The sequence below is a fragment of the Rheinheimera sediminis genome (assembly GCF_004005375.1).
Taxonomy (GTDB): Bacteria; Pseudomonadota; Gammaproteobacteria; order Enterobacterales; family Alteromonadaceae; genus Pararheinheimera.
Genome location: NZ_RZUF01000010.1, coordinates 133455 through 148268, shown reverse-complemented (window position 1 = coordinate 148268; position 14814 = coordinate 133455). Strand labels below are relative to the sequence as shown.

The 14814-nt window shown below is 46.4% G+C and carries 14 protein-coding genes and 6 tRNA genes; 5 read left to right on the top strand and 15 right to left on the bottom strand.

What is annotated here, in order from left to right; genetic code table 11:
* Positions 1-3: 3 nt before the first annotated feature.
* The 4 genes from prfC to EMM73_RS08600 form a co-directional block, all read right to left on the bottom strand.
* Positions 4-1590, bottom strand: a complete 1587-nt coding sequence (prfC, locus tag EMM73_RS08615) for a peptide chain release factor 3 (protein ID WP_127686026.1) — start codon at positions 1588-1590, stop codon at positions 4-6.
* Positions 1591-1754: 164 nt separating this feature from the next.
* Positions 1755-2201 carry a ribosomal protein S18-alanine N-acetyltransferase gene (gene rimI / locus EMM73_RS08610; RefSeq protein WP_127686025.1) on the bottom strand — a complete coding sequence of 149 codons (447 nt, stop codon included), beginning with the start codon at positions 2199-2201 and terminating at the stop codon, positions 1755-1757.
* 3 nt (positions 2202-2204) lie between these two features.
* Positions 2205-2612 (bottom strand): hypothetical protein, encoded by a 408-nt coding sequence (locus EMM73_RS08605; RefSeq protein WP_127686024.1) that lies wholly within the window; start codon positions 2610-2612, stop codon positions 2205-2207.
* A 12-nt stretch (positions 2613-2624) separates the two neighbouring features.
* Positions 2625-2701, bottom strand: a tRNA-Trp gene (locus EMM73_RS08600).
* 227 nt (positions 2702-2928) lie between these two features.
* Between EMM73_RS08600 and EMM73_RS08595 the strand changes: the two genes are divergently transcribed.
* On the top strand, positions 2929-3345 hold the full coding sequence (locus EMM73_RS08595; protein WP_127686023.1) for a CBS domain-containing protein: 417 nt from the start codon (positions 2929-2931) through the stop codon (positions 3343-3345).
* Positions 3323-3598 carry a hypothetical protein gene (locus EMM73_RS20040; protein ID WP_186435168.1) on the top strand — a complete coding sequence of 92 codons (276 nt, stop codon included), beginning with the start codon at positions 3323-3325 and terminating at the stop codon, positions 3596-3598. Before EMM73_RS08595 ends, EMM73_RS20040 begins: the two co-directional genes overlap by 23 nt.
* A 119-nt stretch (positions 3599-3717) precedes the next feature.
* On the opposite strand, the gene EMM73_RS08585 is transcribed toward EMM73_RS20040, so the two are convergent.
* The 10 genes from EMM73_RS08585 to EMM73_RS08545 all read right to left on the bottom strand — a co-directional run bounded on the left by EMM73_RS08585 (position 3718) and on the right by EMM73_RS08545 (position 9862).
* A tRNA-Arg gene (locus EMM73_RS08585) sits at positions 3718-3794 on the bottom strand.
* Positions 3795-3833: 39 nt separating this feature from the next.
* Positions 3834-3968 (bottom strand) — tRNA-Arg (locus EMM73_RS20035).
* 63 nt (positions 3969-4031) lie between these two features.
* Positions 4032-4108 (bottom strand) — tRNA-Arg (locus EMM73_RS08580).
* A gap of 39 nt (positions 4109-4147) precedes the next feature.
* Positions 4148-4224 (bottom strand) — tRNA-Arg (locus EMM73_RS08575).
* Between the two features lie 17 nt (positions 4225-4241).
* A tRNA-Ser gene (locus EMM73_RS08570) sits at positions 4242-4331 on the bottom strand.
* 158 nt (positions 4332-4489) lie between these two features.
* The gene (gene csrA, locus EMM73_RS08565) at positions 4490-4693 is read right to left on the bottom strand and encodes a carbon storage regulator CsrA (protein WP_127686022.1); all 204 of its coding nucleotides are present in this window, start codon (positions 4691-4693) and stop codon (positions 4490-4492) included.
* Between the two features lie 115 nt (positions 4694-4808).
* Positions 4809-6017 (bottom strand): aspartate kinase, encoded by a 1209-nt coding sequence (locus tag EMM73_RS08560; RefSeq protein WP_127686021.1) that lies wholly within the window; start codon positions 6015-6017, stop codon positions 4809-4811.
* 6 nt (positions 6018-6023) lie between these two features.
* A complete protein-coding gene (alaS, locus tag EMM73_RS08555; RefSeq protein ID WP_409994303.1) occupies positions 6024-8642 on the bottom strand; it encodes an alanine--tRNA ligase in 2619 nt (872 codons plus the stop codon).
* A 9-nt stretch (positions 8643-8651) separates the two neighbouring features.
* Complete coding sequence (locus EMM73_RS08550) at positions 8652-9137, bottom strand: regulatory protein RecX (protein ID WP_127686019.1); 486 nt, start codon at positions 9135-9137, stop codon at positions 8652-8654.
* A 2-nt stretch (positions 9138-9139) separates the two neighbouring features.
* Entirely contained in the window at positions 9140-9862 is a 723-nt protein-coding gene (locus EMM73_RS08545; RefSeq protein ID WP_127686018.1) for a hypothetical protein, read from the bottom strand.
* A gap of 255 nt (positions 9863-10117) precedes the next feature.
* On the opposite strand from EMM73_RS08545, the gene EMM73_RS08540 reads away from it, so the two are divergent.
* Positions 10118-11128, top strand: a complete 1011-nt coding sequence (locus tag EMM73_RS08540) for a DUF5924 family protein (protein WP_127686017.1) — start codon at positions 10118-10120, stop codon at positions 11126-11128.
* A gap of 151 nt (positions 11129-11279) precedes the next feature.
* On the opposite strand, the gene EMM73_RS08535 is transcribed toward EMM73_RS08540, so the two are convergent.
* Positions 11280-13439: a S46 family peptidase gene (locus EMM73_RS08535; RefSeq protein ID WP_127686016.1), complete on the bottom strand. Its 2160-nt coding sequence runs from the start codon at positions 13437-13439 to the stop codon at positions 11280-11282.
* A gap of 178 nt (positions 13440-13617) precedes the next feature.
* On the opposite strand from EMM73_RS08535, the gene EMM73_RS08530 reads away from it, so the two are divergent.
* On the top strand, positions 13618-14127 hold the full coding sequence (locus tag EMM73_RS08530) for a TIGR00645 family protein (protein WP_127686015.1): 510 nt from the start codon (positions 13618-13620) through the stop codon (positions 14125-14127).
* 160 nt (positions 14128-14287) lie between these two features.
* Entirely contained in the window at positions 14288-14758 is a 471-nt protein-coding gene (locus tag EMM73_RS08525; protein ID WP_261373363.1) for a helix-turn-helix domain-containing protein, read from the top strand.
* The last annotated feature ends 56 nt before the right edge of the window (positions 14759-14814 follow it).

Sequence of the window (14814 nt, the reverse complement as noted above, 5' to 3'; positions counted from 1 at the left end):
GAATTAATGTTCACGGGTCTTATGGAATTTGATCTTCGGATAACGCTCCATCGACAAATTCAGGTTAACCATAGTAGGTGCCAGATAGGTCAGGTTATCACCACCGTCCAGCGCCAGGTTCATACTGGCTTTGCTCTTTAATTCAGTCATAGCTTTATGATCGTCGCTATAAACCCAACGCGCAGTCGTGACGTTGACGCTTTCATAAATGGCATCGACGCTGTATTCAGATTTTAAGCGATGCACTACCACGTCAAACTGCAGCACACCCACGGCGCCAACAATTAAATCGTTGTTATCCAGCGGACGGAATACCTGCACAGCACCCTCTTCCGACAGTTGCACTAAACCTTTGAGTAACTGCTTTTGCTTTAACGGGTCGCGCAGACGAATACGGCGGAATAATTCAGGCGCAAAGTTTGGAATACCTGTGAAGTTAAACTTTTCACCAGAGGAAAAGGTATCACCAATCTGAATAGTACCGTGGTTATGCAAGCCGATGATATCGCCAGGGAAAGCTTCTTCCACGTGTTCACGATCGCCCGCTAAAAAGGTTAAAGCCTGTGGCACCAGCATATCTTTGCCAATGCGCACATGGTGCATTTTCATGCCCTTCTCATATTTACCTGAACAGATGCGCAAAAAGGCCACGCGGTCACGGTGTTTCGGGTCCATATTGGCCTGAATTTTAAAGACAAAACCGGTAAAGGCTGGTTCTGACGGCTCAATCACACGAGTGGTGGTAGCACGGTGCTGAGGCGCAGGAGCCCATTCAGTTAGACCGTCCAGCATATGATCGACACCAAAGTTACCTAAAGCAGTACCAAAAAATACTGGGGTTAATTCACCTTTACGGAACATCTCTAAATCAAACTCATGGCTTGCACCTTTGACCAGTTCCATTTCTTCACGTAACTGATCGGCGTAATAACCCACACGTTTGTCCAGTTCAGGATTGTTGATGCCTTTAATCACATCCAGTTCCTGAATGGTATGGCCCATACCTGATTTGTATAAAATAATTTCGTCACGATAAATGTGATAGACACCTTTAAACTCCTTACCAGAGGCGATTGGCCAGGTGATAGGAGCACAGGCGATTTTTAATACACTTTCCACTTCATCTAATAAATCAACAGGATCACGAATATCGCGGTCCATTTTGTTCATAAAAGTAATGATGGGGGTGTCACGTAAACGGGTGACTTCCATCAGTTTAATGGTCCGGTCTTCAACACCTTTGGCGCCATCGATCACCATTAAACAAGAGTCTACTGCCGTTAAAGTACGGTAGGTATCTTCCGAGAAGTCTTCGTGACCCGGCGTATCCAGCAGATTGACCAAACAGTCAGCGTAAGGGAACTGCATCACCGAAGTCGTGACCGAGATGCCCCGCTCTTTTTCCATTTCCATCCAGTCAGACGTCGCATACTGGCCCGACTTTTTACCTTTGACCGTACCAGCCTTTTGAATAAGCTGTCCAAACAACAACACTTTTTCAGTGATAGTAGTTTTACCAGCATCCGGGTGAGAGATGATCGCAAAAGTGCGGCGTTTGTTAATTTCTTCTAAAAACAGTTCGGTAGTCATGCCATCCAACTTGATCAATAAACGAAGCCCACAACATAGCCAAGAAGCAGAGTGGGCTTGTGTTCGATAGGAAATTTCGCGCGATTATAACAGCAAGCAGAGCGCAGGCACAGAATTTAGCCACTTTGGTCGGGAAATTATCGTTCTGGAGAGACGATTTAACCTTAGCCTAGGGGCAAAGCCATTAAAATCGCATCTTCCCGGCCTGTCGCTGTTGGGTAATAACTGGGGCGTAAACCGGTTTGAATAAAACCACATTTCTCATACAGCTTAATGGCATTGGCATTGGATTGACGCACTTCCAGCCAGCAGTCCAGTGCTTCTAAATCCTGAGCCTGTGCAATAAAGTGCTGCATCAGTTGCTGGCCATAACCTTGGCCCTGAGCTTTTGGCGCCACACCAATATTAAATAAACTGGCTTCTACTGCGACTTTTTCACCTATGTAAAAACCCAGGATGGCGTCGTTATCACTCACTAGCACGGCATTAAAATAACGCTCACCAAAGCAGGTGCTAAAGGTGCCTACCGACCAGGGATGGCTATTGGCGCTTTGTTCTATCTGCAACATCGCAGGGATGTCGGCAGGGGTGGCACTACGTATTAACGGCATACATCAGCTCTCTTGCTGGAGGCACAACCAGAGCAGCTTTTTCTGCTGGGCTGACTGTAATAATTCAATCGAAGGTGTTACTAAGAGTCCGTTTTGCAACATAGGTTCAGTACTGGCCGGGTTTAACCGCCACTGCAGATCTGGTTGATACTCGTTGAGCGCCACGAAGACGTCTTTGCAGAAGGTCAGTTCCGGGTCTGGTTCATGGTCCTGTTCAGTGTATGCTTCAGAGTAAACAGGCACTGCTGGTTCGACAGCTTCAACTACAGCTTTGATATCAGCAACAGCTTCTGCCAGCACATCAATTTCAGCTTCAGGCGTTTTGGCCATAGCAGAAAACTCTTGATGTAATTCAAGTGGTTGTATCTGGAGTAAGTGCAGCAGTTGCTGCTTAGACGATAAAGAATTCATATCAGAATGAAGTGGCAGGGGCAGAGGGATTCGAACCCCCAACCATCGGTTTTGGAGACCGCTGTTCTACCAATTGGAACTATGCCCCTAGCGTTGGAGGCGCCATTATACAAAACAGAGTTCAAAGGTAAAGCAAAAATCTGTTTGCACTGATTTAACTGCACATAAAACATACGTTTCATTCCTTTTGGCCAACTTCTTTGTTTGCCTCCCAGCATTTTAATCACAAATTACGATACTAGTAAGCGTATTAATTCGTTTTCATCGAGGTATTTACCAAGTTTATGCTGTGTTCATTCACTCAAGGAGACTGACGATGAACATGGTACAAGATATATTTCAGCGAGAATTTCCGCGCCTGCAACAAGACGATACGATAGTTCAGGCTGTACAGCAACTGCGGCAGTTTAACCTGACTGGTGCGCCTGTTTTTAATAAAGATAATAATTTGGTCGGTTATTTATCTGAGCAGGACTGTTTGGCCGCTATGTTACATGCCAGCTACTTCTGCAGCCTGCACAATACGATAGCCCAGGTGATGAGTAAAAAGGTGGTCACAGTGCTTGCATCCGACAGTGTGGTTGATACTGCCGTGATCTTTAGCAGCCTGCATTTGCATCAGCTGCCTGTGCTTGAGAATGGCGTGGTGGTTGGGGTGCTAAACAGAGGTCAGGTGGTTAGAGCGCTGGAGGCTACGCTTGGGGAATGCTATGGCGGGGAACGGGCGGCTTAGTTGGTTTGGTGGTTTGGTGGTTTGGTGGTTTGGTGGTTTGGTGGTTTGGTGGTTTGGTGGTTTGAGTTTAACTCTGCAGGAACTCGAAAGAGCAAAAGAGAAACTGTTGAAGCGAATAGTTCGCGGCAGGAGGATTGCAAGTGGCGTCCTGCCACTTGCCCTGCGGGCCGAGCTTCGCTCGTCCACAAAACGACAGGATGTCGTTTTGCACAGCTTCGCTGCCGAAGGCGAGTATCAGGGATGGTACGAGTGAAAATCGCTCCCGGCGATTTTGTCGAACCTGACGGAGGATCTCACCTCCTCACGTCCACTCTGAGCTTTATTTTGTTGAATTCTAAAAACAAAAAAACCTGCACTTAGCAGGTTTAGTTGTGGTGGACGCAGGAGGATTCGAACCTCCGACCGCTCGGTTCGTAGCCGAGTACTCTATCCAGCTGAGCTATGCATCCATCTGGTACTTTCTTTTTCACATCGTCGTTGCAGTTAAGTGGTGGACGCAGGAGGATTCGAACCTCCGACCGCTCGGTTCGTAGCCNCGAAGGCGAGTATCAGGGATGGTACGAGTGAAAATCGCTCCCGGCGATTTTGTCGAACCTGACGGAGGATCTCACCTCCTCACGTCCACTCTGAGCTTTATTTTGTTGAATTCTAAAAACAAAAAAACCTGCACTTAGCAGGTTTAGTTGTGGTGGACGCAGGAGGATTCGAACCTCCGACCGCTCGGTTCGTAGCCGAGTACTCTATCCAGCTGAGCTATGCATCCATCTGGTACTTTCTTTTTCACATCGTCGTTGCAGTTAAGTGGTGGACGCAGGAGGATTCGAACCTCCGACCGCTCGGTTCGTAGCCGAGTACTCTATCCAGCTGAGCTATGCATCCAATCTTAACAGTACAACTGGCGGAGAAGGAGGGATTCGAACCCTCGATAGAGTTTCCCCTATACACCCTTAGCAGGGGTGCGCCTTCAGCCACTCGGCCACTTCTCCGCGCTACGTTGCGGCGTGTATATTAATGTCTCAGGAAAATAAGTCAAACAATTTTTGGAGCTGGAAAGCGCGTTTGCTGACCTTTTAAACAATTCGACTAATTATTCGCTACAAAGGCTTAAAAATATACAACTTCTACTAAAGGTAAAACGTAAGACTTATTGATCATCATCACTGCTGAAGTCACCCGGGGTGCCTTTTTCAGCTTGTATCCGCATGTAAATCTCTTCTCTGTGTACTGAAACTTCTTTTGGCGCATTGACACCGATACGAACCTGATTTCCTTTCACACCCAAAACTGTGACCGTGACTTCATCACCGATCATCAGTGTCTCACCAACACGACGCGTTAAAATAAGCATTCTTTGCTCCTTTTGTATGATCCCAGCTTCCAATGGTAACGCTTGTTTTAATTACATCGCGTGTACCTGTCGGCTTTATGATAACTCAGCTGACAAATTTATGAAAACCTTGAAATTAATTAACTTGTTCCAATAAAACTGAGTGTAAAGCGACCGCTACTTTATTCAGTTGTGCTTCTGGTACTATGATAGATAATTTAATTTCGGCACAACTGACAGCAACAACCTGTACGGCTAATAACTGCAATTGTTCAAATACTGTCGCTAAAATGGCAGGATTTGATTTCAGCCCTATTCCTACTATAGATAACTTGCCCAAAGACTTCCTGCTTTGTACTGTAAAATTTTGCTTCTTTTTCAGTTCATTACATATATCTTCTACAGCTGTTAGATCATTTTGGTTCAAACTGAACTGCATCTGTACTAAACCAAACTCTGTATAGCCCACCTTTAACATATCGGTCTCAATCGCTAAACGGGCAAACTCCTTTAGCAGGGCTATATGCAACTCACTACTGAGATCGTCTAGCTGAAGCCAGACCTCTCCGGTCTGGCATGCCAGTCCTGTAACTGCTGGCACACTCATATTCTGATCCTCATAACAGACTAAAGTTCCCTGGTCGGGCCTGAAGCTGGATAACACTCGCACAGGCACCCTATGCATTGCGGCGTATTCAACAGAGCGGGAATGCAATACTTTGGCCCCTAGGCTGGCTAGCTCGAGCATACTGGACGCATCGACATAAGGCAGCCGGAATGCATCTGCACATACTCGCGGGTCCATACTGTAAATACCGTCGACATCAGTAAATATCTGACACTCGTCGGCTTTTAAAGCCGCCGCCAGAGCAACAGCAGTGGTATCAGAACCGCCACGGCCTAAAGTCGTGATATTGTCTTCGATATCCCTGCCCTGAAAACCTGCGGCAATCACAATATGGCCCTGCTCCAGCTCCTGCCATAAACGTTCTGTGCCTACAGATAAAATACGGGCACGACTGAATTTATTGTCAGTCAGAATACCAATCTGGTCAGCCAGTAGTGATACAGCAGGATGACCCCGTTTAATCAGCGCCATCGCCAGCAAAGCTATACTGACCTGTTCACCGCTGGCGGCGAGCATATCCAGTTCCCGAGTAGCAGGACGGCTGTCAATCTGATGCGCCAGCCCAAGCAGCCTATTGGTTTCTCCTGCCATAGCAGACACTACCACTACTACTTTATGACCGGCATGCACAGTTTGAATCACCTGTTCTGCCACAGCTTCGATACGTTCGGGGGTACCCACGCAAGTACCCCCGAATTTTTGTACATATAAAGCCACTGAGCTTTACAGCTTAGCCGCAATATAGTCGGCAGCAGCTTTCAGTACGCCAGGTAAAGCGGCCACATCAGTGCCACCTGCCTGAGCTAAATCAGGCTTACCACCGCCTTTGCCCCCTACTTGCTCTGCAGCCCAGCCAATCAGCTGACCCGCTTGTACTTTAGCTGTTAAATCAGAGGTGACGCCTGCAATTAAACTAACTTTGCCATCAGCTGCTGTGGCCAGTAACAAAATGCCTGAACCTAATTTATTCTTCAGCTCATCGACCATAGTACGGAAAGCTTTTGGATCAGCGCCCTTCAGCTCTGCAATCAGCACTTTCACGCCATTGATCAGCTGCACCTGCTCCAGTAAGGAAGCACCGGCAGCGCTGGCCAGCTTAGCTTTTAATTGCTCCAGCTCTTTCTCTAAGGCTTTGCGGCTGTCCATCGCTTGCTGCACTTTTTCAGCAATAGAAAATACATCGCCTTTGAGCATTGAAGCCACAGTTTGAGCTTGTTGTTCCAGCTTATGCACAAAAGCTAAAGCGCCTTCGCCAGTCACAGCCTCAATACGGCGAATACCTGCAGCTATGCCGCTTTCGACCACAATTTTAAATAAACCTATATCGCCAGTGCGGGACACGTGAGTACCACCACAGAGTTCAATTGAGAAGTCGCCCATGCTCAGCACACGCACTTCGTCATCGTATTTTTCGCCAAACAGCGCCATAGCGCCCGCTGCTTTAGCATCATCAACATTCATCAGACGGGTCAGCACTTCGTGGTTTTGCTGTACTTGCTCGTTAACCAGTTGTTCGATACGGCGAATTTCGTCCGCTTTGACCGCTTCAAAATGGGAGAAGTCAAAACGTAAACGCTCTGAACCTACTAAAGAACCTTTTTGCGTCACATGCTCACCCAGCACAGTACGCAGCGCTGCGTGTAATAAGTGAGTGGCAGAGTGGTTTTTACGAATAGCTTCACGACGGGCATTATCAATGGCCGCATCGACTAAATCGCCAATTGCCAAAGCACCTTTTAAACTGCCTTTATGGGCAAAAGCTTTGCCCAGTTTGATGGTGTCAGCCACGGTAAATACAGCACCATTGGCCAGCGTTAACACACCAGCATCACCTGCCTGACCACCGGACTCGGCGTAAAACGGCGTTTGGTCCAGGATCACCAGCGCTTGCTGTCCATCTGTCAAAGAGTTAACAGCATTGCCTTCCAGCAGAATTTCGACCACTTTGGCTTTGCCCTGAATCTGGGTGTAGCCGGTAAAGTCGGTGCACTGGGCCGAAGTTAATGCCTGGTTGTAATCAGCTCCAAAGTTAGAAGCTTGTTGAGCGCGTTTACGCTGCGCTTCCATCGAAGCTTCAAAGCCTGCCTGATCCACAGTTAAACCGCGCTCACGCGCCACATCGCTGGTTAAATCCAGTGGGAAGCCGTAGGTGTCATACAGCTTAAAGGCGACTTCGCCAGGGATCACAGTACTGCCATTCAGTCCTGCTAAAGCCTCTTCCAGAATACCCAGACCACGCTCTAAAGTTTTACCAAATTGCTCTTCTTCAAGCGCCAGCACTTTTTCAATTACGGCCTGTTTTTCAATCAGTTCAGGGTAAGCTTCACCCATTTGTTCAGCCAAAGCGCCGACCAGTTTGCTAAAGAATACGCCTTTGGCACCCAGCTTGTTACCGTGACGGATAGCGCGGCGAATAATACGGCGCAGCACATAACCGCGGCCCTCGTTGGATGGCATGACGCCATCAGCTACTAAAAACGAGCAGCTGCGGATATGGTCAGCGACGACCCGTAACGACTTGTCGTTTAAGTCTTTCGCACCAGTAATTTCCGCTGTGGCTTTAATCAGCGCGGCAAAGGTGTCGATTTCGTAGTTGCTGTGGACGTTTTGCAAAATTGCTGCAATACGTTCCAAGCCCATGCCTGTATCCACGCTTGGTTTTGGCAGTGGTTCCATCCGGCCATCGGCGTGACGGTTAAACTGCATAAAGACGTTGTTCCAGATCTCAATAAAACGATCGCCATCTTCTTCTGGTGAACCCGGTGGGCCACCCCAGATGTGATCGCCGTGATCATAGAAAATTTCAGTACAAGGACCACAAGGGCCTGTATCACCCATAGCCCAGAAGTTATCCGAAGCATAAGGTGCACCTTTGTTATCACCAATACGGATAGCGCGCTCAGCTGGCACACCAATCTCTTTGGTCCAGATATCAAAAGCTTCATCGTCTGTCGCGTAGACAGTGATCCAGAGTTTTTCTTTTGGCAGCATCACTACTTCAGTTAAAAATTCCCAGGCGTATTTAATAGCGTCCTGTTTGAAGTAATCGCCAAAGCTGAAGTTACCCAGCATCTCAAAGAAGGTATGGTGACGGGCTGTATAGCCTACGTTTTCTAAATCGTTGTGCTTACCGCCTGCGCGCAAACAACGTTGTGCTGTCACAGCGCGGTTGTAGCTGCGCTTGTCCTGGCCTAAAAACACATCTTTAAACTGCACCATACCTGCGTTGGTGAAAAGTAAAGTGGGGTCATTACCTGGGATCAGTGAACTACTGCTAACGATTTGGTGGCCTTTACTGGCAAAAAAGTCCAGGAAAGCGCGGCGAAGTTGTGCCGAAGTCATATACATATCTTACTCTTCTTTAAGCTCTGCAAATACAAGTTGGATGATGTCACTGCCAAAGCCACGGCTTTGTAAGTAACGCATCCGTTTAAGTTTGTCCTGATAATCCGCTATGGGTTTATCCGCATATTTTTTCCGGTACGCCTCTGTAGCGACCTCAAACCAATCGATGTCTAATTCTTCCAGCAGTTGCTGTTGTAGTTCTTTTTTAATGCCCTGCTGCGCACAAAACTGGCTAATGTAAAACCATCCATAGCCTTTATGCAACTTTGCATTGACCTGCATACGGGCATAACGTAACTCATTTTGATAATCCCGTTGCTGCGCCCATTCGAGCAATTGGCCAGTTTGTTCCGCCGAAGCGCCTTTTTGCTTTAACTTTTGTTTTAGCTCCTGCGCGCTGTATTCACGGCGTGATAACAAGCCCAATAGCCATTGCCGCAATTCCTGCTCTGTTGGAAGCTTTGGCTCTTGCGAGGGCTGAGGCTCTGCCATGCTTATACTTCCAACACAGCAGGTGCTGAGTCATCCAGTTGCAGGGCAAAAAAAGCACTGAAAGACAAAAAGAATGCGATTTGAAGTACAGGGATGATCACAATAAAAGCGAAACCAAAGGTAACAATACCAAACATGCCTAGTGCTACAGCCATAATGCCAAATAAGGTTAGGGCACCCACATTACGCCAACAGGCTGTCAGGCTGGCCGTTAAAATAGCCTGCAAACGTTGTTCATTCAGAAAATAAGCAATAGCGACTGCATAAGCAAATAGCATAAAAACCAGACTCAATACCACAGCTAATAAAAACATCGTCATTGGGTCAACCACGCCAGTTTTGGTTTGCTCCATCAACCTGGCAGCCAATAGCATCAAAGGGATATTCGCCAGTAAGTTAGCACCAGCTAATCTTATAAAAGTACGACGATAGCGGGTCTCACTGAACACACTAAAAAGCAGTTGGAAATTCACTTCCTTTTGCTGTTGCAACAGCACTATGGCTTTGTAAAAGCCTGCAGTTAAAAATGGATTTGCCAGCACCAGGAATACTGCCAGCACTGGGTGCAATTGGGCCACTAAACTCAGCACCGTCATAAAAGCAACCATAGCTATCATTGTGGAAGGTGCTTGCCGAAATAATTCCCAGGCTTTGGTCAGCCATGACATGGCAGCCTGGATTGGCACCCGACGAATAATAAGTTTTACCTGCACGTTCTGATCCACAAACTTTAACCCTTTTATCACTACTCTAGTCGCAACCCTCATGGCAACGAACTGCCGACTATCTTACTGCAAAAGCAGGGTTACTAAGAATAGCTGACGCAGAAAAAGGCAGTTTTAGCCATAGATTATGCAAACTAGCAGAAATCAGCGGCAATCTAAAACCAAAACGTCACTCCCAAATCATTAGAGCCTATAGTACAAACATATGAATTCAACCCTCTACCACTGGGCAGAAATCAAAACTATGGGGGTTTGATGAACGAAATACGCAGTGTTTTTACCTGGGTTATTGAATTAACAAAAAAGTACTCAGGTTTGATGGCTTTATTTGGCTTTTGTACTGGCTTATTCAGCTTATGGCAGGTAGAGCAACGTGAGCAGTTTGCCCAGTTTTTTGCCATCTTAATGGTCATTGGCTGGGTATGGCTTACTGGCGAATATTGGCTGCGTAAAGGCTTATTGAACACATTTGGCGTGAGTTTATCCAAAGACTTAACCAGCTTTGTGACTCAGTTATTGCATCAGGAAAGTTTGTTTTTTGCCTTACCTTTCTTTCTGGCGGCCACCGACTGGGATCAACCTCAGGCGCTTTTTACCTCATTACTGTTGATCTGCGCTTTAGTGGCGGTGATTGACCCGGTTTACAACAAACTACTGACCAGACGACGTGCTTTGTTTCTGGTGTATCACTGCTTCTCATTGTTCGCAGTGATGATGGTAGTGTTACCACTGTTATTTTTTATGACCACCACCCAAAGCCTGGGTCTGGCTTTGATTATTTCTACTTTGCTCAGCATTCCCAGCATCCGTCCTTTATTGGCACAACCAGGCCGCTGGCGTTTACCTGTATTATCCTTGTTGTTAGTTGTACTTGTCACAGGCATCTGGTTTGGCCGCAGTTTGATCCCCGCCCCAGTCTTGCGCTTAAACGACATTCAATTGAGCCAGCAACTGGATTACGAGCAACGTTTACCTGGTTCAACTTTTACAGAGCTTACACTGTCACAATTGCAACAAGGTGTGTATGCCTATACTTCAGTACGGGCACCACGAGGCCTGAAAGAACAGATTTATCATGAATGGGTTCATAACGGTGAGTCCGTAGAACGCATTCGACTGGATATTTCCGGCGGACGGGAACAAGGCTACAGAGCCTGGACACGAAAACAGCAGTTTCCACAGGATGCTGCGGGTAAATGGAAGATTCGGGTAGTGACAGACTCGGGGCAATTGCTTGGGGCTATTAGTTTTACTGTAACGCCTTAAAGCAACTATCCCCGGTTGTGATTTGAATTTGAGACGGACGCCCCTAAAGCCTAAACAGCATTTGATTTGAATTTTAGACGGGCGGGGACAAGCCCTTATAAAGATTTGTTTGGAATTTGAGACGGACGGGGACAAGCCCCGCCCCTACAGGCTATTTAACTATTGTCATTTCTTTCAGAAGGTTATTGGCGCCATCAACTTTCTCCATCTGCCAAAGCATATAACGGCTGTCGACGTGAATAGAGCGGTTGGTGGCCGGATCATAGTCCCAGTTGCCGATAATACCTTCAATCACCCCATCAAATAACAAACCCACTAACTCAGCTTTACCGTTTAGCGTTGGCGAGCCTGAATTACCGCCTGTAGTATCTACAGTACTTAAAAAGTTTACTGGCAGATTGTTATAAACCGCATCTTTGTAGATACCGAAATCAGCCTTTTTCAGGGCTTCTACCTGAGCTGGTGGTGCATCAAAAGGATCTATACCTGTTTGTTTCTGTAAAATACCAGCAGCTGTTGTAAATGGCTGATAAGACACTGCATCTCTTGGTTGGTAGCCTTTGATAGAACCATAAGTCACACGCAGTGTGCTGTTGGCATCGGCATATACCGCCTTACCATTGGCTTTGTTAAACGCAATGATAGCTTCCATCACCTGCGGACGAGCAACAGCCAGCTTGCCTTTGTGTTCTTTATCTGCAATTTCCAGCGCCATATCAGTGTCGTACATAGCAACAGCGTATTGGATCAATGGATCTTCGCTCGCTTTAAAATCTTCCACAGATTTACCCATCCAGGCTAAACGTTCCACTTCATCAGACAGGGTTGTAACCTGATACAAAGCTTCAAGTTTGCTGCGAAGTGTCGCCACGTCCAATTCACCAGAACCTATACCAAAATAACCATCCAGCGCTTTTAACCGCTGATCTTTAGGTAATTTTGCGTAATGTTGCAGGAAATGCAGCATCAGCTCTTGCTCCACTTTGGCATCGAAGCTACGGGATAACCGTTTCATGCTGGCAGAAAAACGCCCTAAATCGCGCTCTTGATACCCCATTTCACGCTCTGTATCTGGTTTTTGCTGTTCATGAGCTAAGCGGTATAAACGTTTAGCAGTAGTAAATAGCTGACCATAACTCAAATAGCCCAGAATCAGATCGCGCTGTTGATACTCCTGCTCCTCCTCTAATAATTGTTGCAAGCTGCGAACTGCCGGAGCATATTTCGCCTGGCGAGCCGGACTGGACTTAATCCACAAATTCAGGCCTTTATCAAACTGATCTTTACGCTGCTGAATATCACCTGTTTTGTAACTGTGGATCATGCCTTCGAAGTTTTTTGCATAGTTTGCCAATGACGCCAGAATGCTTTCGTATTTGATTCGGGCCTCAGACCCCTCGGCAGAATGCAGCTTAATCACCTGTATAGCTTCTTCGCGGTAAGCTTTGGATAAAGGCAAAACTTGCGTGAACTGATTTTCCACTTCGGCGGCCGTATTGTATCTGTTGGTTCGGCCCGGATAACCAATCACCATGACAAAATCGTTTTCCTGAAGAGGCTTCGCAGATACCTTTAGGTAGGAAGGAGGGTTAAAAGGAATGTTCTCAGCGCTAAAATCTGCTGGCTGACCATCTTTACCTACATATGCACGATAAAAGGCATAATCTCCGGTGTGACGGGGCCACATCCAATTGTCGATATCACCACCAAATTTGCCCACACCAGAAGCTGGCGCATGCACTAAACGCACATCACGAATTTCCATTTGCTTGATCAAGTAATACTCTAAACCACCGTGAAAACTGTAGACATCACAGCGGTAACCCGGCGTTTCGCACGCAGCTATCTGATCTTTGCGCAACTCGCTAATACGGTCAAAACGAGCCTTGCCTTTGAGTTGTGGAGTTAATTCCTGATTGATCTGAGCTGTGATATTTGTCACTTCTTGGGTAACAAATACCTTAGAACCTGGTGCTGCCGGTAATTCCTCGTCGAAATCTTCGGCTAAAAAGCCCTTAGCTAACAAGTTATTAGCCGCGGTGCTGTTGTGCTGGATACTGCCATAAGCGCAGTGATGGTTAGTGACCACAAGGCCTTTGTCAGAGACAAAAGAGGCAGTACATCCACCCAAGCTAATAACAGCATTCATTGGAAATGCTGTCAGCTGAGCAATACTTTTGGCATCAATTTCTAAACCTTTGTCTTTGAGGAGTTGTTCAAGTTCAGGTAACTGATGAGGTTGCCACATACCTTCATCGGCATGAGCAAAAGTGGCGATGGACAAAGCCAGCGCGAGCAGAGATTTTTTCATTTGGAATTCCTTGGCATTGAGGCCCAGATAAACTAACAGCATCAAAGCTCGCTGCTGAGGCTGTTGCGGGTAACGGCCGCTATTGTGCGATATTTTGCAACAAAGTAAAACGGACAGCCGCTTGAATTTCTGTAGTATTTCCCCCATAAAGCAAAGTGTTAAACAGACTGGAGCAAAAATGGAACAGCTAATAGAAAAAACGATGTACGCCACCCGTTGGTTAATGGCTCCTATCTACCTTGGACTGAGTTTGGCTTTGCTTGCGCTTGGCATCAAATTTTTTCAGGAAGTGCTACATATAGTGCCTGTCATTTTCAGCATGAAAGAAGTGGACCTGATTTTAGTGGTATTGTCTTTAATCGATATATCGCTGGTTGGCGGTTTACTGGTGATGGTGATGTTTTCCGGCTACGAAAACTTCGTATCACGTATGGATATTAATGATGATGGCGATAAATTAGGCTGGTTAGGTAAGCTTGATTCCAACTCACTGAAAAATAAAGTGGCAGCTTCTATTGTCGCTATTTCTTCTATTCATCTGCTTAAAGTGTTTATGGACACCCAAAACATACCTAATGACAAAATTATGTGGTACCTGTTAATTCACCTAACCTTTGTAGCATCCGCTTTTGCTATGGGTTATCTCGATAAAATTACCAAAGACACAGTTAAAAAAGATAATTTTTGATTGCAGTCTGAGCCCGGCTTGAAGGCCGGGCTTTTTGTCTCCAGCCTCAGCTGCCGAGTATTTTTCACCATTCATCATTCATCATTCATCATGAGTTTTTATCCTTGTCGGTCTGTAGTCGGGTTCAATTCGTTGCCGACACTGCTATGGTGGAGCCAGTATGGACATTCACAGCAATGCAGAGGCAATCATGATCCTGAAAAAACTACGTTATCAAAAACGCTGGTCGCAAGAGCAACTGGCGGAAATAGCAGGCCTCAGTGTACGCACTGTACAAAGGCTGGAAGCTGGTGGCAAAGCCAGTATGGAATCATTAAAGTCGCTCGCTGCCGTGTTCGAAGTGAATGTTAGCCAACTTGAACAGGAGATCAGCGTGATTGATAAAAGCACAGAAGACTGGGAAAAAGTACCGTATTGGCTTAGAGGTTACTTTTTTGGTTCGGGCTTGTTAAAAATGCCAGAACGAACACTTAATATACGCATAGAGCAAGGTACTGTAGTCTTAGGTTTTGGATTTTTAATGCTCAGCCCCTTCCAACCCAATGCCTTTTTCGCCAGCTTTGTTTTATTTACCGCCGCTTATGTAGTTTCGATATTTACCAGAGCAGGAGATAAATATTCAATTTGGTAAAAGGTCAGCAGCGACCCTGCATGTATCAGGCAGAGTCGTTGCTTTTTACCGTTGAC